Source organism: Prosthecodimorpha staleyi (assembly GCF_018729455.1).
GTDB lineage: Bacteria > Pseudomonadota > Alphaproteobacteria > Rhizobiales > Ancalomicrobiaceae > Prosthecodimorpha > Prosthecodimorpha staleyi.
Genome location: NZ_JAHHZF010000008.1, coordinates 199,556 through 219,102, shown reverse-complemented (window position 1 = coordinate 219,102; position 19,547 = coordinate 199,556). Strand labels below are relative to the sequence as shown.

Here is a 19,547-nt window from a genome sequence, read left to right as displayed (position 1 = left end):
TATGTTGCGACAAAATTTACTATTTAGACGAGCCAAATATTCATTGCAGCCAGAGCTCGGTCCAGTGTCAGATTGTGCTTCATCGTACTATGATACGCATTGAATGCGCCCCCTGCTCTGGTCGGAGCCAAGCTTTCATGATCTTACTTCAATTTTACTAACCCGGCCTCTTGTTATTGTTTTGAGAGAAGAGGGGACCATCAGTTGTCTCATCGGGATAGCATATGTTGAGTTTTTCACCGTTCTTGCATTTGAATTTTAGATTTAAGTGCAGAAGATCATCGTTGTCATATGTATGCATTATCTGAGAGTCCCATCTCAACGCTGAAGCAAGATGGATTGCGTCTTGAAATTTCGTAAGCCCCGGGGTCAGTCGAAACAAATCTCTTGCGCTGTCAGCGATTTCAACACCAAGGGGAATAGCCTTTACAAACGGCTGTCGAAATAGACGCTGGATTATAATCGCATTTTCATCGCTGAGGGGTTTTGGGACGTACTTTTCAGAATCAAGACGCCGAACCTCAACCATCGACAGTGTTGATGTCCAAAGCTCATAGTATCCCTTTCGGGCTTGTTCATAAACGATTTCAAGTTCTCGCTTCTTGTCTGGCTCCCCATTCAAGAATCCAAGCCAAGCACAACTATCCCAATATATCTTTGATGGCCTAGCCAAAATCGCGACCTCTCAACTTGGAAAGATGCTCACTGACGGATAACCCACCTAGGATATCGACACTCTTCAAATCAGCGATTGATACGGAAGTCCAAGGCATATCTTCGGCGGCAATGGCGTCTATTCTCTTGAGACCGCCATCGGAACCGTAGTGCATAGCACCTGTCACAAGAAGCCGCTGACCATCCCAAGCCTCATGCCACCGATGCGAGGGTCCGAGCTTTTCTGCTAATTCTGCGCTCAGGACGCAGGTAACCTTCTCGCGCGACAAGCGCTCCACGACTACCAAAGCTGGCTTGTCGTTCCAGCGGGTTATCCCACAAACTTCGGTTTCAATATCGCCATATTCTGTGTGGCGAAGATCCGGAATGTCCGCACGGCTGTTTAGTTCGATGCGATCAAGCGCTATGACGGCTGCTTGCGCAGTAGACGGTACTACGTCGATTGCACGACCTTCCGCAAGTTCAATCCTGGTACGACCGACACCGTTCATGTTCCGCTGGAACGCCCTCTTTAGTGGCGAAGCAACTTCATGACCAATCCACTCAGGACTTTGCCCCTCAAGCAGGCACTGTATCCCGGCCGCAAAAGTGCTCGCGAGCTGATCAGCAATTAGGCCAATTGAAACAGTAGGATTAACAGGAAACGCCTCTGCCGTGATTGTTAGCGGAGGCGAGTTTGTGTGCGCCTCAACTAGGCGCCACACAACTTTTCGTTCAGTTGTGGATACTGCTTCCGTTTTCTCCAAAGCGTCAACAATATCAAGTATCTGGCGCATTGCGTCGGATACCGAAAGGAACTCAGCGCCAAGCGCTGAAGGGTATACCGTGATGGAAAGTGACTTGCTCACGACTGACCCCAATCAGACCGTCTTGTGCGGCCACGGATGAGCCAAAGCAGGACAACCGCCCTACGACGATACCAGAATTAGCGCACTACGCGCGCATTTTGTCACCACATTCGAGCGCAGCGTAGTTGCAGTGGCGGAAGTCGAAGTCGGCTGGATGCCGGTGCAGTCACCGCTAACGACAGTCCTGGTATATGCCCTTCGTATCGCGCCTAAAAATGATGAAGTAGCGCTGACAGGACAGATCAGACGACGAATTAACCCATTGATTTTTATCATATTACTCCAAAAAAGAGTGCGAATTTTGCACTTGCCTTAAAATTTGAGGCCCGGCGATCGGGAGATCGCCGGGCCCTGTCGCGGTCGACGGGCATCAGCTGGGGAATCCGACTGCCCGCCTTCCGGACCGGGTCAGGCCTCGCTGGCGACGCTCACGCCGCGCTGGCGAGGCTTACGCCTCGCGGTAGAGGACGTGGTAGCGCGGGCCGTTGTCGCCGAAGGCCATGTGGGCGCCGGCGAGGAGGTGCACGGCGACGATGCGCTCGGAGGCGATGCCCTTTTCGGCGAGGGCGCCGTTCAAGGCCTCGACATTGGCCGGGATGGTGAAGTCGCCGACCCGGAAGGCGGCGGAATTGGAACGGAGGGTGTCGTGCGGCATGGGGGTCACTCCGCGGCGCTGGAGAGGGCCTGGGGGTCGAGATTCATCGTGTCGAGCTTCATGCGCAGGGCGACGCCGAGGCCGTAGGCCGGGTCGGCGCGGTGGAAATGCACCACCTGGCGGCGGACGATCGCCTCCGGCACGCCCTGCATGGCCTCGGCGATGTTGTCCATCAGCCGCTCGCGCTGATCCGGGCTCATCAGGCGGAACAGGGCGCCGGCCTGGCCGTAGTCGTCATTGCCGTCGCGATGGTTCCAGCGGTCGGCGTCGCCGGAGATCTTCAGGGGCGGTTCGGCGAAACGGTTGTCCTCGGCCGGGCCGCCCATTGTGTTGGGTTCGTAATAGGCGTCGCCGCGCTCGGGGATGTCGTGCAGCATCGAGCCGTCGGCGTGATAGTGGGCGACCGGGCAGCGCGGCCGGTTGACCGGCAGGGCCTCGTAGTGGGTGCCGACGCGGTAGCGATGCGCATCCGCATAGGCGAAGATGCGGCCCTGCAGCATCTTGTCCGGCGAGAAGCCGATGCCCGGCACGATGTTGGACGGCGAGAAACTGGCCTGCTCGACCTCGGCGAAATAGTGCCGCGGGTTGCGGTTCAACTCCAGAATGCCGACCTCGATCAGCGGATAGTCGGCATGCGGCCAGACCTTGGTCAGGTCGAAGGGATTGTAGGGCGTCTTGTCGGCATCGGCCTCCGGCATGATCTGGACGCAGAAGCGCCAGCGCGGGAAGTCGCCGGTCTCGATGGCGTCGTAGAGGTCGCGCTGGGCGCTCTCGCGGTCCTTGGCGACGACCGCCTCACCCTCGCGGTTGGTCCAGGTCTTGATGCCCTGCAGGGACTTGAAGTGGAACTTGACCCAGTAGCGCTCGCCGGCCGCATTGATGAACGAATAGGTGTGCGACCCGTAGCCGTTCATGAAGCGGTAGCCCTGCGGCAGGCCGCGGTCGGACATCAGGATGGTGACCTGGTGCAGGCTCTCCGGCGACAGCGACCAGAAGTCCCACATCGCCGTCGGCGAGCGCAGGTTGGTCGACGGATGCCGCTTCTGGGTGCGGATGAAGTCCGGGAACTTGAGCGGATCGCGGATAAAGAAGACCGGCGTGTTGTTGCCGACCAGATCCCAGTTGCCCTCCTCGGTATAGATCTTGAGGGCGAAGCCGCGCACGTCGCGCTCGGCATCGGCCGCGCCGCGCTCTCCGGCAACCGTCGAGAAGCGCAGCAGCACTTCGGTCTTCTTGCCGAGGGCGTCGAACAGCTTGGCCTTGGAATAGGCGGTGATGTCGTTGGTGATGGTCAGCGTGCCGTAGGCGGCCGATCCCTTGGCGTGGACGACGCGCTCCGGAATGCGCTCGCGGTTCTGATGGGCGAGCTTCTCGATCAGCTGCCAGTCCTGCAGCAGGAGCGGTCCGTTCCGCCCGGCCGAGAGCGAATTCTGGTTGTCGGCGATGGGCGCGCCGGCGGTGGTGGTCAGGGTCCGGGTCACGGGCTGTCTCCGTTCGGGTCGATGGTTCGACGCGCACTGTCCCGGAAGGTGTCGATAACGTCCAATCGAAAGTTATGGCAGGCTCGATAATTTCAAGTTATAAAAAATCGATCCCTCGGCCTTGCTGCAGGGATCGGCACCCGGTGGCTCGCCGCCGCAGGAGGACGGTCCTTCGTGATTTCACTGCGCCAGCTGCGCTATCTGGAAGCGCTCGCCCGACATCGCCATTTCGGCCACGCCGCGGACGAGTGCGCGGTCTCGCAGCCCGGGCTTTCGCAACAGATCCAGGAACTGGAGGCCCGCCTCGGCGTCGGGCTGGTCGAACGGACGCGCGGCAGCATCGGCCTGACGCCGGCCGGCGTCGAAGTGGTCGGGCGCGCCCGCGCCATCCTGGCCGCGGTCGACGACCTGGTCGGCGTCGCCCGGCAGGCGAGCGCGCCGCTGACCGGCCCGCTGCGGCTCGGCGTGATCCCGTCGATCGCCCCCTATCTGCTGCCGGCCGTCCTGCCGCTGCTGCAGGCGCGCCATCCGGCCCTGCGGCTGGAACTGCGCGAAAGCCAGACGCGCCTGATCGTCGACGATCTCGCCGACGGACGGCTCGATGCCGTGCTGATCGCGCTGCCGTCCGGGCGCAACGATCTGGAGGAGCGGCCGCTCTTCGACGATCCCTTCGTTCTGGCCAGCGCCGCCGACCGCCGGCCGGCCACGCCGCCCGCCATCCACGGCATCCTGGAAACCGAGCGGGTGCTGCTGCTCGAGGAGGGCCATTGCCTGCGCGATCAGGCCTTGGCGCTGTGCGGCGCGACCCGCCCGGACCTGCGTGCCCAACTGGGCGCGACCAGTCTCGCCACCGTGCTGCAGCTGGTCGCCAACGGCTACGGCGTCACGCTCCTGCCCGACATGTCGGTCGAAGCGGAAACCCGCAACAATCCGCGCGTCGCCGTCACCCGCTTCGCCGCGCCCGAACCGAGCCGGACCATCGGTCTCGCCTGGCGCCGCACCTCGCCGCGCCGACGGGATTACGAGGCCCTCGGGGCCGTCCTGGCCGAAGCCCATTGTGGGCCGGAGGCCCAACGCGAGCCGGAGGCCCGTCTTGCCGGGTCGAAGGACGGGACGGGCGGGTCCCAGGCGAGCCTCAGCTAAGCAGCGCGACCAGCCAATTGGGATGGAACTGCGTCCAGCCGCCGAAGCCGGCGGAGCCGAAGAACATGCCGAGCAGGCCGAGCCCGGTGGCCAGGCCGAACAGCCAGCGGACGCGGATCAGCGCCGTGATGGCGAACAGCGCCAGCGACACCGACAGCATGGCGTCGGACAGGTCGAACAGGTCGTCGCGGTCGTTCAGCGAATCGTAGGCTTCCTGCGCGGCCTTGGCCTTGGCGGCCGCCTGGTCGGCGCGCGTCTTGGAATCGTCGACCGCCTTCTGCCATTCGGCCATCGCCTTGGCGACCCGCTCGGGATAGGGCTCCGGCGTCACCGCCTTGGTCTGCGACAGGATATATTCGCCGAGCACGCGGCGCTGCTGACGCGCCTGATAGACGTTCCAGTTGTCGAGGACCTCGCTTTGGGCCTTCTGCATGGCCTGGACGATGTTGTCGTCCTTGACCTTGGAGACCGCCATGAAGGCCGAGATGAGCGCCACCGCGATGGCGATCATGTTGTTGAAATGATCCCGCGATTCCTGGCTTTCCGGCTGGTGCGCGGTCGCGTCGGTCATGGTCCCCTCCGTCAGTTCCCCGACGTCGCGATGCCGGCAGATTGCGGCTGCGGCAAGGCTGTCGATAACCTTACGGAACTGCCGGTTCGCGTGGCGGATCGGCTCACATCGGGGTGACTTCCACGGCCGTTCCGTAGGCCAGAACTTCGGTCAGGCCCTGGCCGATATCGGTCGATTCGAAACGGAATCCGATGATCGCATTGGCGCCGAGGCCGGCGGCGTCCTGCATCATCTTCTCGAAGGCCTGCTTGCGCGCCTGCTCGCAGAGTTCGGTGTAGATCGTGATGTTGCCGCCGAAGATGGTCTGCAGCGAACCGAGGAAGTTGCCGACGATCGAGCGCGAGCGCACCACGATGCCGTGGGCGATGCCGATCTCGCGCACGACGCGGTAGCGCTGGAAGCCGAACCCGGTGGTGATGAAGTCGCTGCGGATCATGGAACCCTCCGTCGGAAGCGCGTCGCCACTCTAACGGCCGCATGTTTCAGAACGGTTCCATGCCCGGCAAAGATCGGAAACCACGTTCGCCGAGGGATATAAAGAAATCTTTATATCCTTGTTGCCGGACATCCCCGCCTCGGCTATAAGCCCGCTCGACGACAGGTGTCCCGCAGCAGCGGACGCCTGCGGGAACCCGTATGTCGGCCGCGGAAGGCCGCGGCCCGGAGTGCTCCATGACCTCGACCACCGACTTTTCCGTGAAGGATCTCAGCCTGGCCGATTTCGGCCGCAAGGAGATCGCGATCGCCGAGACCGAGATGCCGGGCCTGATGGCCGTGCGCGCCGAATACGGCATGTCGCAGCCGCTCAAGGGCGCCCGCATCGCCGGCTGCCTGCACATGACCATCCAGACCGCGGTGCTGATCGAGACCCTGCAGGCGCTCGGCGCCGAGGTGCGCTGGTCGTCCTGCAACATCTTCTCGACCCAGGATCACGCCGCCGCCGCCATCGCGGCCCGCGGCACCCCGGTCTTCGCCCACAAGGGCGAAAGCCTCGAGGAATACTGGGATTTCGTCGCCCGCACCTTCGAGTGGCATGACGGCGGCGTGCCGAACATGATCCTCGACGACGGCGGCGACGCGACCATGTACGTGATCCTCGGCGCCGAAGCCGAGAAGGACGCCTCGATCCTCGCCGATCCGAAGAACGAGGAGGAGATCGTCTTCTTCGCGACCATCAAGCGCCGCCTCGCCGCCGCGCCGGGCTGGTTCGCCAAGACCCGCGACGCGATCCGGGGCGTCTCCGAGGAGACCACCACGGGCGTGCATCGCCTCTACCAGCTGATGGAACAGGGCCGCCTGCCCTTCCCGGCGATCAACGTCAACGACAGCGTCACCAAGTCGAAGTTCGACAACCTCTACGGCTGCCGCGAAAGCCTGGTCGACGCCATCCGCCGCGGCACCGACGTGATGCTCGCCGGCAAGACCGCAGTCGTGTGCGGCTACGGCGATGTCGGCAAGGGTTCGGCGGCCTCGCTGCGCAACGGCGGCGCCCGCGTGATCGTCACCGAGATCGACCCGATCTGCGCCCTGCAGGCGGCCATGGAGGGCTACGAGGTCCAGACCATGGACGACATGGCGCCGAAGGCCGACATCTTCGTGACCGCGACCGGCAACAAGGACGTGATCACCATCGACCACATGCGGGCGATGAAGAACAACGCGATCGTCTGCAACATCGGCCATTTCGATGCCGAGATTCAGATCAGCGCCCTGCGCAACTACAAGTGGGACAACATCAAGCCGCAGGTCGATCACGTCGAATTCCCCGACGGCAAGCGGATCATCGTCCTGTCGGAAGGGCGCCTGGTCAATCTCGGCAATGCCACCGGCCATCCGAGCTTCGTCATGTCGGCCTCCTTCACCAACCAGACGCTCGCCCAGATCGAGCTGTGGCAGAATGCCGGCCGCTACGAGAACAAGGTGTTCACGCTGCCGAAGCGCCTCGACGAGAAGGTCGCCGCCCTGCATCTCGACAAGCTGGGCGTCAAGCTGACCAAGCTGTCCGGCGAGCAGGCCGCCTATATCGGCGTGACCTCCGAAGGTCCGTTCAAACCCGACCACTACCGGTATTGAGCCGCCTCCGACTTTAATCAACATCTTGAGGCCGCACCGGAATACGGTGCGGTCTTTCAATTTTTACCGAACGGACTCTCCCCAGCCGTCCGGCGACGGGTTATCGTCGGAGCGATTCGACAGGACGAAGGCCGTTGAACGGCCGCGGTGCCTCGGAATCGCGTTCCATTTCACGTCTCAGGCAGGGAAAGGACCCTCGGCATGGCACCGCGGAGGCGAGCACGGATTCGGGCAAGGTTCCCGAAATTCGACGCCGTTTTCGGCCAGACCGCGCATGCCCGGCTCGTCGCCCCGACCGTCCGCCCGCCGTTCGCCCACGATGTCGCCCGGCACTGTGCCGCCGGACTGGCCGTCCTGCCGACCCTGGCGCTGCCGGCCTTCGCCGCCGCCGAGGACACGGCCGTCACCGTCGGCAGCCTCTACTCCCACGAGATCATGCTGACCGCGCTCCTGACCGGCGTCTTGACCGTCGCGGTCGCCAGCGCCGTCGGCATGATGCGGGTGCGGACGCGGCAGGAGCGCGAGATCGACCGTCTCAAGGCCGAGAACCGCGACATTCGCGCCCTCGCCGATCGCGCCGAAGGCCTGCTCGATGCCGAGGACCAGCTGGTCGTGGTCTGGTCGGGGCCGGAGGAACCGCCGGTCATCGTCGGTTCGCTCGACCCGACCGCGGGCGCGCCGAAGGCCCGCGGCACCTTCCTGGCCTTCGGTTCCTGGCTGTCGCGCGAAAGCGCCTCCGATCTCGACCACCGCATCGCCGCCCTGCGCGAGCGCGGCACGCCCTTCGCGATCGAACTGGCGACGACCTCGCACACCTATATCGAGGCGATCGGACGCATCGGCGGCGGCCGTCCCTTCGTCCGCTTCCGCGATCTCTCCGCCGAGCGCATCGCCTTCGCCGACCTGAAGGAACGCCACCAGCATCTGGTCGGCGAGGTGCAGACGATCCGCGCCATGCTGGAGGCGGCGCCGATGCCGGTCTGGCTGCGCGACGCAAGCGGCAAGATCACCTGGGTCAATCCGGCCTATGCGCAGGCGGTCGAAGCGCCCGATCCGGACGCCGCCGCGGTGCGCGGCCTGGAACTGCTCGATCGCGCCGCGACCGATGCGGTGGCGCGTCTGCGGATTCAGGCCCCGGCCGTCCATGCCCGCCTGCCGCTGGTGGCCGCCGGCCAGCGCCGGGTGTTCGACGTGGTCGACGTGGCCGGACGCGACGGCTCGGCCGGCATCGCCACCGACATCTCCGACCTGGAACGCATTCAGGCGGAACTGCGCCGGACCATCGATTTTCACGCCCGCACGCTCGATCAGCTGGCCACCGCGGTGGCCATCTTCGGTGCCGACAAGCGGCTCGAATTCTACAACGCCGCCTATCGCGGCCTGTGGAACCTCGACACCGCCTTCCTGGACGGCCGCCCCGAGGACAGCCGCATCCTCGATCAGCTGCGCGCCGCGCGCAAACTGCCCGAACAGGCCGATTTCCGTCTCTGGAAGAAGGAGATGCTGGCCGCCTACCAGTCGCTGGAGGCGCGCGAGCACTGGTGGCACCTTCCCGACGGGCAGACGCTGCGAGTGATCGCCAATCCGCATCCGCAGGGCGGCGTCACCTATGTCTACGAGAACGTCACCGAGCGGCTCGAACTCGAAAAGCGCCACAACGCGCTGGTCCGCGTGCAGGGCGAGACCCTCGACCACCTGAACGAGGCCGTGGCGGTGTTCGGTTCCGACGGCCGGCTGCGCCTTTGGAACCCGCCCTTCGTGCAGTTCTGGGCGCTGGAGGAGAATCGCCTCGCCGCCCGCCCGCACATCTCCGAGGTGATCGGCGACTGTTCGCGCCTGCACGACCACGCGCAAAGCTGGCTCGAGGTGAAGCTCGCCGTCACCGGCCTCGCCGACAACCGGACCCGTCTGGTCGGCCGCATGGACCGGCGCGACGGTCTGACGCTCGAATATGCCGCCGTGCCGCTGCCGGACGGCGCCACCATGGTGACCTTCACCAACGTGACCGATTCGGTGAATGTCGAACGCGCACTGATGGAGAAGAACGACGCGCTCGAGGAGGCCGACCGGATCAAGACGGATTTCGTCGGCCTGGTCTCCTACGAACTGCGCTCGCCGCTGACCAACATCATCGGCTTCGCCCATCTGCTCGCCGACAACAAGACCGGCCCGCTCAACGACAAGCAGCGCGACTATGCCGGCCACATCATGACATCGAGCCAGGCCTTGATGATCATCGTGGACGACATCCTGGATCTGGCGACCATCGATGCCGGCATCATGAAGCTCGACCTGGTCGAGACCGACGTCGCCGCGGCCGTCTCGGGTGCCGTCGAGGGCGTGCGCGACCGGCTGGATGCGGCCTCGATCCGGCTCGCCACCCGCATCGCCCCGGATGTCGGCTCCTTCGTCGCCGACCAGAAGCGCGTCCGGCAGATCCTGTTCAACCTTCTCTCCAATGCCATCCGCTTCTCGCCCGAAGGCGGCGAGGTCCGGGTCAGCGCGGTGCGCGACGGCGACGACCTGGTGCTGAGCGTGGAGGATGACGGCATCGGCATCCCGGCCGACCAGTTGCGCACCGTGTTCGACCGCTTCCATGCGCGCCGCCAAGGCCCGAACCGCGGCGGGGCGGGTCTCGGCCTGTCGATCGTGAAGAGCTTCGTCGAGCTGCATGGCGGTTCGATCGCGATCCACTCCGCCGAGGGGCACGGCACCGCGGTGACCTGCCGGTTTCCCGGCTCGCGCCATCTCGACGATTCGGCCGTCGCACCCACCGCGGCGGAATGAGCCGATGATCGAACAGGCGACGGCCTGGCGCCTCAGCATCGACCTCGCCGACGAAGCCGCGACGGTGCGTCTGGCCGAGGACATCGCCGCGATCCTCCGGCGCGGCGACGTGATCGCGCTCGACGGCGATCTCGGCGCCGGCAAGACCACATGGGCGCGCGCCCTGATCCGGGCGCTGGCCGGCGACGCCGCGCTCGAAGTGCCGAGCCCGACCTTCACGCTGGTGCAGAGCTACGCGCTGCCGCGCTTTGCACTCGCCCATTTCGACCTCTACCGGCTCGGCGGCGCCGACGAGATGGCCGAACTCGGCCTCGACGAAGCGCTCGCCGACGGCGCCGCCCTGGTCGAGTGGCCCGAGCGGGCGGAGGGCGAACTGCCGATGGACCGGCTCACCCTGGCGCTCGGCGACGGTCCGACGCCGGACGCGCGGGTCGCGACCCTGTCCGGTCCGGAGGAGGTCTGGCGCGACAGGATCGAGCGGACGATCGCCATCCGCACCTTCCTGTCTGCGTCCGGGTGGGGCGTTGCCACCCGCCGCTATCTGCAGGGCGACGCCTCCGCGCGGGCCTATGAGCGGCTTGCCGGCCCGGCCGGCAACGCCATCCTGATGAACCAGCCGGCCGAGACCGACGACGCGGCCGGGCAGGCCCGTCGGGGCGCCCGTGCCGCGGCGAAGCTCGCCGAGGATACGCGGCCCTTCCACGCCTTCGCGCTCGGCCTCGGCACGCGCGGCTTCTCGGTGCCGACCGTCCGCGCCCACGATCCCGAACGCGGCTTCATGCTCCTGGAGGATCTCGGCAACGACTTCTGCGTCGCCGGCGAACCTCCGGCGCCGATCCCGGACCGCTACCGGGTCGCCGTCGCGGTGCTGGCGCGGCTGCATGGCCTGGACCTGCCGGCGGGCCTCGACGACGGCTGCGGCGGCAGCTACGCGATCCCGGCCTATGATCGCGGCAACCTGACCGCCGAGGTCTCGGTCTTCCTCGACTGGGGCCTGCCGCATCTCCTCGGACGGTCCGCGACGCCGGATGAGCGCGACAGCTTCCTGGCCGCCTGGTCGCCGCTGTTCGACGAGGTCCTGGCCGGCCCGGCGACCTGGTGCCTGCGCGACTACCACTCGCCGAACCTGCTCTGGCTGCCGGACCGCGAGGGCCACCGGCGCATCGGCATTCTCGACTTCCAGGATACCATCCTGGGCCATCCGGCCTACGACCTGGTCTCGATCGCCCAGGACGCCCGCGTCACGGTCCCGCCGGATCTCGAAGCCGGGCTGCTGGCGCACTATCTGGCACTGCGCACCGCCGCCGATCCGGCCTTCGACGCGGCCGATTTTCGTCGCGCCTACGCGATCCTGTCGGTCCAGCGCAACACGCGCATTCTCGGCGTCTTCGCTCGGCTGAAGAACCGGGACGGCAAGCCCGGATACATGCGGCACTATCCCCGGCTCTGGGACTATCTCGACCGGTCGCTGCGCGAAGACGTGACGCTCGGCGTCAAGCTCTGGTATGACGCGCACGTCCCGGAGGCCACGCGCCTGCGGGCGAGTTGAGCCATCGCATCCAGAGCTGTCCCGACCATGACCCATCCGTCCCAGGTGAAGCGCCCCGAGGCCAAGCGACCGACCCGCGCCATGATGCTCGCGGCCGGGATCGGCAAGCGCATGCGCCCGCTGACCGCGACCACGCCCAAGCCGCTGATCGAGGTCGCCGGCAAGGCGTTGATCGACCACGGCCTCGACCGCCTGGTCGATGCCGGCGTCGAGACCGTGGTGGTCAACGTCCACTATCTCGCCGACCTGGTCGAATTCCATGTCCTGAAGCGCGCGCGCCCGAAGGTGCTGATCTCCGACGAGCGCAAGGGTCTCCTGGAGACCGGCGGCGGCATCGTCAAGGCGCTCGACATGATCGGGCCCGACCCCTTCTTCCTGTTCAACTCGGACAGTTTCTGGATCGACGGCTACGCCGACAATCTCGAACTGCTGGTCGAGTTCTGGGACGAGGCGAAGATGGACATGCTGCTCCTCCTGTCGCCGACCGTCACCGCGTCGGGCTATGACGGCCAGGGCGACTTCACCATGGACCCGCTCGGGCGCCTGGAGCGCCGGGTCGAGGGCCGCGTCGCCCCCTTCGTCTATGCCGGCACGGCGATCATCCACCCGCGCGTCTTCGCCGGTACAGCCCAGGGTCGGTTCTCGCTCAACAAGTTCTTCGATCGCGCGCTCGAATCGGGCAGGCTCTACGGCGTGCACATGGACGGCATCTGGCTGCATGTCGGCACGCCGGAGGCGATCCGCGAGGCGGAGGAGACCATCCGGCACAGCGCGGCGTGACGGCCCGACCGGGCGGGACAGCATGGCAGGCATCGATCCTGAAGCGGATGCAGGCCCGGATGTCCGGCGGCGCCCGCGCGTCCTGACCATCGATCCCGGGCTGCCCTTCCTGGCCACGCTGGTCGATGCGCTGTTCGCCGGCCAGATCGTGCCGGATTTCCGCTTCGACCCGGCCGGATCGCCAGACCCGGACCTATCGCCAGACCCGGACCTATCGCCAGACCCGGACGTTTCGTCCGGCTCGCTGGCGCTCGCCGACGTGACCATCCTGGTGCCGACCCGCCGCGCCGCGCGCGCCCTGCGCGGCGTCATTCTGGAACGGCTCGGCGGCCGGGCCGCGATCCTGCCGCGCATCGCCCCGCTCGGCGACATCGACGAGGATGCCGGCCTGATCGACGCCGAAGGCTCGGCCGCCTTCGCGCGCGATCTCGAACCCGAGGTCGACGGCCTGGAGCGGCTGCTCGGCCTGACCCGGCTGGTGGTCGCCTGGACCGAGACGCTCGCCCGCGATCTCCTCAACCCGGTCACCGACGCCGCACCGACCTTCCCGGCCTCGCCGGCCGAGGCCGCCCATCTTGCCCGCGCCTTGCTGACCCTGATGGATCAGGTCGAGACCGAGGGCGCCGACTGGGCCAAGCTGGCATCGATCGTGCCGGAGGATCACGCCGCCTTCTGGGCCCTGACGCTGTCCTTCCTGTCCATCGTCACCCGCCATTGGCCGGACTTTCTGGCCGAACGCGGTCTCGCCGACCCGGCCCGCCAGCGCAACCGTACCGTCCGCCGCGAGGCCGAGCGGCTGGCGGCCACACCGCCGAAGGGGCCGGTGATCGCCGCCGGCTCAACCGGCTCGATCCCGGCTACCGCCGCCCTGCTCGCGACCATTGCCGGCCTGCCGCGCGGCGCGGTCGTGCTGCCGGGCCTCGACCGCGCGCTCGATGCCGACAGCTGGAAGGCGATCGGCGGCCGGGACCAGGGCGAGCCGGCCTACGGTCACCCGCAATATGGCCTGAAGCAGTTGCTCGATCACGCCTTCCGCATCGACCGCAGCGAGGTCGAACCGGTCGGACCGGCCGTGCCCGAGGCGCTGGCGCTGCGCGCCCGGGTCGTCGCCGAGGCGTTGAAGCCCGCCGGCACCACCGAGACCTGGCCCGGTTTTCGCGCCACCGTTGGCGGGGACGCGCCGCTCCAGGCCGCCTTCGCGGGCGTCGGCCTGATGGAGGCCCGCTCCGAGGCCGAACAGGCGCTGGCGATCGCGCTGGCCTTACGCGAGACCCTGGAGACCGAGGGCCGCACCGCCGCGCTGGTCACGCCCGACCGCACGCTCGCCCGCCGGGTCGCCGCCGAACTCGGCCGCTGGGGTCTGGCGGTCGACGATTCCGCCGGGGTGCCGCTGCTCGAGACCCCGCCCGCCGTGCTCGCCCGGATGGTCGCCGAGGTCGCCTGCGGCGGCTTCGAGCCGGTCGCGCTGGTCGGCCTGCTGCAGCATCCGCTCGCCGCCTTCGGGCTGGAGCGGGCCGCGGCGCGACGCGCGGCGCGGGCGCTGGAGATCGCCGCCCTGCGCGGGCCGCGGCCGGGGGCCGGCAGCGAGGGCCTGGCGGCCGCCTTCGCGGAGCGCCGGCACGCCCACGACACCCGCACCGCGCGCGAGTCCAGTCCGCAGCGCCGGCGCCTCGGCGCGGCCGGCTGGAACGCCGCCGAAGATCTGATCGACCGGCTCACCGCCGCGCTCGGCCCGCTGGAGCGGATCGCCGCCGCGCCGGGCCGGGTCCCACTGGCCGATCTGCTCGGCCTTCATGCCGCCGCCCTGAGGGCCGTGGCGGCGGATGCGGACGGCTCCGACGCCCGCCTCTTCGAGGGCGAGGCCGGCGAGGCGCTGGCGACCACGCTGGCCGGGTTGATCGCGGCCGCACGCGCCGACGCCTTCACCATCTCGCTGCGCGGATCGGACTATCCGGCCTTCTTCGAGGCGCTGGTCGGCCATCAACCGGTGCGCCGCCGTGCCGCCGGCACCGGCAGCCGGATCGCCATCTGGGGTCCGCTGGAGGCGCGCCTGCAGAGCGTCGACCGGCTGATCCTGGCCGGGCTCGACGAGGGCACCTGGCCGGCCGTCACCCGCGCCGACGCCTGGCTGTCGCGCCCGATGAAGCGTGAACTCGGCCTTGAGGCGCCCGAGCGGCGCATCGGCCTGGCGGCGCATGACTTCGTCGAGGGCGTCACGGCGCCGGAGGTGATTCTGTCGCGCAGCGCGCGGTCCGGCGGCGCCCCGACCGTGCCGTCGCGCTGGCTGCAGCGGCTCCTTGCCGTGGTCGGACCGGACATCGCCGCCACCTTACGCGCCCGCGGCGCCGTCCATCTGGACCGCGCCCGCCGGCTCGACCGCCCCGCCGCCGCGCCGGCGCCGGCCGCCCGGCCCGAGCCGAAGCCGCCGGTCGAGGTGCGGCCGAACCGGCTCTCGGTGACCGAGATCGAGACCCTGATCCGCGACCCCTACGCGATCTATGCCCGCCACGTGCTGCGCCTGCAGCCGATGGAAGAGCTGGCAGAGGCCCCGGACGGCGGCGACCGCGGCTCAATCGTGCACGAGGTGCTGCATCGCTTCGTGGACGGGCGGCAGCCGGAAAGCGAAGCCGAGGCGCAGGCGCGCTTCATGCGGCTCGCCGACGACGCCCTGGAGGCCCATGCGGCCTTCCCCGAAGTGCTGGCGCTATGGCGGCCGCGGCTGGAGAAGATCGGCGCCTGGTTCATCGCCCAGTTCGAACGGCCGCGTGCCGGGCAGATCGCCGACAGCCTGCTGGAGCAGCGCGAGGCGCTCGACCTGCCGGTCGACGGCGCGCCCTTCACGCTGGTCGGCCGCGCCGATCGCATCGACCGGTTCAGGGACGGCGGCCTCGCCATCCTCGATTACAAGACCGGCACGGTGCCCTCCGCCGCCCAGGTGCAGAGCCTGCTCGCGCCGCAGTTGCCGCTCGAGGCCGGCATGGTCCGGCAGGGCGCCTTCGGGGCCGACCTCGCCGATCGGCCGATCTCGATGCTCGCCTATGTCAAGCTCTCGGGGACCGGGGCCGGCGGCGCGGTCACCGACGTGACGCTGCCGATCCGGGGCGGCGGCCCCCCGCCGAGCGCGGACGAACTCGCCGCCATGGCGCTCGACCGGCTGCGGCGGCTCGTCTCCCACTACCGCAACCCGGCCACCGGCTATCCGTCGCGGCCGCGCATCCAATTCCAGCGCGACACAGACGGCCCCTACGATCATCTCGCCCGGGTCAAGGAATGGGCGGCCGGCGAAGGGGGCGAGAGCGAATGAGCGGCGCCCGCTTCGTCGTGCCGAAGGATACTGCCGACCGCCAGCGCCGGGCGAGCGATCCGGGCGCCTCGGCCTGGGTGTCGGCCAATGCCGGCTCGGGCAAGACCCATGTGCTGACCCGGCGGGTGATGCGCATCCTGCTCGCCGGCACGCCGGCCTCGAAGATCCTGTGCCTGACCTTCACCAAGGCGGCCGCGGCAACCATGTCGAACCGCGTCTTCGACGATCTCGCCAAATGGGCCGTCGCCGACGACGAAAGCCTCGTCCTGAGCCTGACCGACGTGACCGGCACCGTCCCGGCTGCCGGCGACCTGATCCGGGCCCGGCGCCTGTTCGCAGCCGCGATCGAGACGCCGGGCGGGCTCAAGATCCAGACTATCCACGGCTTCTGCGAACGCATCCTGCAGCAGTTCCCGATCGAGGCCGATCTCGCCGGCAATTTCGAGATCCTCGACGAGGCCGGCGAGCGCGAGCTGATCGACCGTGCCCGCAACCGCATTCTGGTCCGCGCGGCCGCCGAAGGCCCGGACGGGCATCTCGGCGCCGCCCTGGCCGCCGTCATCGACACGGCCGGCGAGGACGGCTTCACCAGCGCGCTCGACGAACTCGTGCGCCGGCGCGACAGCTTCCGCCGCGCCTTCCGCACGGCCGAGATCGGCGACTTCGCCCGGATCGAAGGCCTGCTCGGCACCGCCCTCGGCCTGCCGCCCGGCGAGACGGCCGAAACGGCGGCGGACGCCATCCTGCAGTCGCCGGACTTCTCCGGCCCCTGGCTCGACCGTTTCATCACGGCCGCGGGACAATCCGACAAGCAGACCGACATCGGATTGGCACACTCCTTCGGGCGCGTGCGGGGCGCCTCGCAGGAGGCCGCCCGCGAAGCCTGGCTCGACATCTTCCTGACGAAGGACCGCAAGCCGCGCGCGGCGAGCCGCTTCGCGACCAAATTCGTCAAGGACCGGATCGGCGACCTGGAGGAGCGCCTCGATCGCGAGAGCACCCGCCTCGCCGGCCTCGTCGACCGGATGGTGGCGCACCGTGCCCGCGCCGCGACGCTGGCGCTGATCGCGCTCGGCGACGCCGTCCTGGCCGACTACGAGATGTCCAAGCGGGCGCGCGGGGCGCTCGATTTCGACGACCTGATCGCCCGCACGCTGCAGCTCCTGTCGCGTTCCGAGGCCGCCGCCTGGGTCCAGTACAAGCTCGACCGCGGCATCGACCATGTCCTCGTCGACGAGGCGCAGGACACCAGCCCGCGCCAATGGGCGATCGTCCGCCAGCTGACCGAGGAGTTCTTCGCCGGCGAAGGCGCGCGTCGCGGCCGCACGATCTTCGCGGTCGGCGACGAGAAGCAGTCGATCTATTCGTTCCAGGATGCCGCCCCGAAGGAATTCGGCGCCAACGAGGCCCATTTCGCTACTCTCGTACCGCGCGGCGGCGGCCGCTTCGACCGGGTCCCGCTCGATCTCTCGTTCCGCTCGACGCCGGACGTGCTGGAGGCGGTCGACCGGGTCTTCGCCGCGCCGGAGATGCAGGCCGGCGTCGCCGGCGGCGGCTGGCAGAGGCATCTCGCCGTGCGCGCCGCGGCGCCAGGGCTGGTCGAGATCTGGCCGCCGGTGATGCCGGTGGCACAGAGCGAGCCGGAGGATTGGACCGCGCCGATCGACCGGCTCGGCGCCGCCGCGCCGCCGCTGCTGCTCGCCCGGCGCATCGCCGACGAAATCGAGCGGCTGACCGCGCCGGGCTTCCGGCTGGAGGGCACCGGCCGGCCGGTCCGCCCGCGCGACGTGTTGATCCTGGTCCGCAAGCGCGGCGCCTTCGTCGAGGCCATGAACCGGGTGTTGAAGGAGCGTGGCATCCCGGCCGCCGGCGCCGACCGGCTGCGGCTGACCGACCACATCGCGATCGAGGACCTGATCGCACTCGGCCGCGTCGTGCTGCTGCCGGAGGACGACCTGTCGCTGGCGACGGTTCTGAAAAGCCCGCTGATCGGCCTGTCGGAAGAGCAGCTCTACCGGATCGCGGCACGCCGCGAGAGCGACCGGACGGCCCTCTGGGACGCGCTGCGCGAGGCCGCCGGAGACGGTCTGGCGGGCGCCGATGCCGGGGGCGGCGCCATGGCGGGTGCGGACGAAGCCCGCGACGCGACCGATCCGGCGATCGCCGAGGCCTATCGCCGGCTGGCCGGCTGGCGCCGCCGCGCCGACCTGGTGCCGCCGTTCGAATTCTATGCCGGCATCCTGTCGGCGGAGGGCGGCCGCCGCCGCTTCGTCGCCCGGCTCGGCCCCGAGGCCGACGACGTGATCGACGAGTTCCTGGCCGCCGCGCTCGCCCACGACCGCGTCGCCGCGCCGAGCCTCGCCGGCTTCCTGGCCGCCTTCGCGGCGAGCCCGCCGGAGATCAAGCGCGAAATGGACGAGGCGCGCGACGAGGTCCGCGTCATGACCGTGCACGGCGCCAAGGGCCTGGAGGCGCCGGTGGTGTTCCTGGTCGACGGCGGCTCCAAGCCGGTCAACGCACGCCACGCGCCGAAGCTGGTCGCCGTGCCGGTCGTCGCCGCGGCCGGGCTCGATGCCGTGCCGCTGCTGGTCTGGTGCCCGCGCAAGGACCTCCGCTCCGCCCGGATCGAGGCGGCGATCGCCGACTGGCAACGCGAGCAGGGCGAGGAATACCGCCGCCTGCTCTATGTCGCCATGACGCGCGCCGCCGACCGCCTCTATGTCGTCGCCCATGCCGGCCGGAGCGGGCTCGACGACGAGTGCTGGTTCCAGGCGATCGACCAAGTTCTGGCGGCCGCGCCCGAGGCCGTCCGGATCGAGGCGCCGGACGGGACGCTCACGGCGACGCGCTGGCGCGCGGCCGAGCGCCCGCCGGTGCCGCCGGTCGCGGAGGCGACGACGGCCGGTCCGGTCGAGAGCCCCCTGCCCGACTGGATCGCGCGGCCGGCGCCGTCGGTCGCCGGCCCGGACCTCTTGCGGCCGTCCAAGGCGCTGGCCGAGATCGAAACCAGGGAGGCGCTGCCGGCCTATCCGGCGGTCAGCGCCTTCGAGGCGGCGCTCACCCCGGAATCCTTCGAGGCCCGGCGCGGCCGGGTGATCCACAAGCTGCTCGAAGTCCTGCCCGACATGGCCCCGGCGCGGCGGCGGACGGCGGCGGAGGCCTTCGTGGCGCGCACGCTCGCCGACAGCGAGGCCGCAGATCGGGGCCGGCTGGTCGACGAGGTCCTGCGCGTGATCGAGGACCAGGCCTTCGCGGCCCTGTTCGCGCCCGGCTCGCGTGCCGAGGTGGCCATTGCCGGCGAGATCGCCCTCGCCGACGGCACGCGCCGCGCCGTCTCGGGCCAGATCGACCGGCTCGCCGTCTCGGCGACGGATGTCGTCGTGCTCGACTACAAGACCAACCGCAACCCGCCCTCCGACGCGGCCGGCACGCCGCGCGACTATCTCGCCCAGATGGCCGTCTATCGGCGCGTGCTCGCCGACATCTTCCCCGGCCGGCGCATCCGCTGCGCGATCCTGTGGACCGCCCGCCCGGCGATCGTCGAGCTCGATCCGGCGGCGCTCGACGCCATGGCGGCCAGCCTCTCCTTTTCGTGACGGGAGGCTTTTGGCGCGGTCTTCTTGACGCTACCCGACCCGGTTCCTACCTTGGTCCATCCGATGCATACTTGCGGCGCGCGAA

General features: G+C 68.5%; 13 protein-coding genes. 7 read left to right on the top strand and 6 right to left on the bottom strand.

Annotated elements, in window-relative coordinates; translation table 11 throughout:
• Positions 1-157: 157 nt before the first annotated feature.
• From KL771_RS28380 to KL771_RS17315, 4 genes are all read right to left on the bottom strand, one after another.
• Entirely contained in the window at positions 158-673 is a 516-nt protein-coding gene (locus tag KL771_RS28380; RefSeq protein ID WP_390867051.1) for a type II toxin-antitoxin system VapC family toxin, read from the bottom strand.
• On the bottom strand, positions 666-1,523 hold the full coding sequence (locus KL771_RS17325; protein WP_261969792.1) for a hypothetical protein: 858 nt from the start codon (positions 1,521-1,523) through the stop codon (positions 666-668). The genes KL771_RS28380 and KL771_RS17325 overlap by 8 nt, the downstream gene beginning before the upstream one ends.
• Before the next feature lie 448 nt (positions 1,524-1,971).
• On the bottom strand, positions 1,972-2,178 hold the full coding sequence (locus KL771_RS17320) for a hypothetical protein (protein ID WP_261969791.1): 207 nt from the start codon (positions 2,176-2,178) through the stop codon (positions 1,972-1,974).
• Positions 2,179-2,183: 5 nt separating this feature from the next.
• Positions 2,184-3,659: a catalase gene (locus KL771_RS17315; protein WP_261969790.1), complete on the bottom strand. Its 1,476-nt coding sequence runs from the start codon at positions 3,657-3,659 to the stop codon at positions 2,184-2,186.
• Between the two features lie 174 nt (positions 3,660-3,833).
• Between KL771_RS17315 and KL771_RS17310 the strand changes: the two genes are divergently transcribed.
• Positions 3,834-4,802, top strand: coding sequence for a hydrogen peroxide-inducible genes activator (locus KL771_RS17310; RefSeq protein WP_261969789.1), 969 nt, complete (start codon positions 3,834-3,836; stop codon positions 4,800-4,802).
• Here KL771_RS17310 and KL771_RS17305 read toward each other — a convergent pair.
• Both KL771_RS17305 and KL771_RS17300 read right to left on the bottom strand, forming a co-directional pair.
• Positions 4,795-5,373 (bottom strand): DUF4337 domain-containing protein, encoded by a 579-nt coding sequence (locus KL771_RS17305; RefSeq protein WP_261969788.1) that lies wholly within the window; start codon positions 5,371-5,373, stop codon positions 4,795-4,797. The genes KL771_RS17310 and KL771_RS17305 overlap by 8 nt on opposite strands.
• A 103-nt stretch (positions 5,374-5,476) precedes the next feature.
• Positions 5,477-5,809 carry a YbjQ family protein gene (locus KL771_RS17300; protein WP_261969787.1) on the bottom strand — a complete coding sequence of 111 codons (333 nt, stop codon included), beginning with the start codon at positions 5,807-5,809 and terminating at the stop codon, positions 5,477-5,479.
• Positions 5,810-6,045: 236 nt separating this feature from the next.
• On the opposite strand from KL771_RS17300, the gene ahcY reads away from it, so the two are divergent.
• The 6 genes from ahcY (at position 6,046) to addA (ending at position 19,462) form a co-directional block, all read left to right on the top strand.
• Positions 6,046-7,446 carry an adenosylhomocysteinase gene (gene ahcY, locus KL771_RS17295; protein WP_261969786.1) on the top strand — a complete coding sequence of 467 codons (1,401 nt, stop codon included), beginning with the start codon at positions 6,046-6,048 and terminating at the stop codon, positions 7,444-7,446.
• Positions 7,447-7,647: 201 nt separating this feature from the next.
• Positions 7,648-10,233 carry a sensor histidine kinase gene (locus tag KL771_RS17290; protein ID WP_261969785.1) on the top strand — a complete coding sequence of 862 codons (2,586 nt, stop codon included), beginning with the start codon at positions 7,648-7,650 and terminating at the stop codon, positions 10,231-10,233.
• Positions 10,234-10,237: 4 nt separating this feature from the next.
• Complete coding sequence (gene tsaE, locus KL771_RS17285; RefSeq protein ID WP_261969784.1) at positions 10,238-11,782, top strand: tRNA (adenosine(37)-N6)-threonylcarbamoyltransferase complex ATPase subunit type 1 TsaE; 1,545 nt, start codon at positions 10,238-10,240, stop codon at positions 11,780-11,782.
• A gap of 27 nt (positions 11,783-11,809) precedes the next feature.
• Positions 11,810-12,562, top strand: a complete 753-nt coding sequence (locus KL771_RS17280) for a nucleotidyltransferase family protein (protein ID WP_261969783.1) — start codon at positions 11,810-11,812, stop codon at positions 12,560-12,562.
• A gap of 22 nt (positions 12,563-12,584) precedes the next feature.
• The gene (gene addB, locus KL771_RS17275) at positions 12,585-15,866 is read left to right on the top strand and encodes a double-strand break repair protein AddB (RefSeq protein ID WP_261969782.1); all 3,282 of its coding nucleotides are present in this window, start codon (positions 12,585-12,587) and stop codon (positions 15,864-15,866) included.
• Positions 15,863-19,462: a double-strand break repair helicase AddA gene (gene addA, locus KL771_RS17270; RefSeq protein WP_261969781.1), complete on the top strand. Its 3,600-nt coding sequence runs from the start codon at positions 15,863-15,865 to the stop codon at positions 19,460-19,462. Before addB ends, addA begins: the two co-directional genes overlap by 4 nt.
• Positions 19,463-19,547 lie beyond the last annotated feature (85 nt).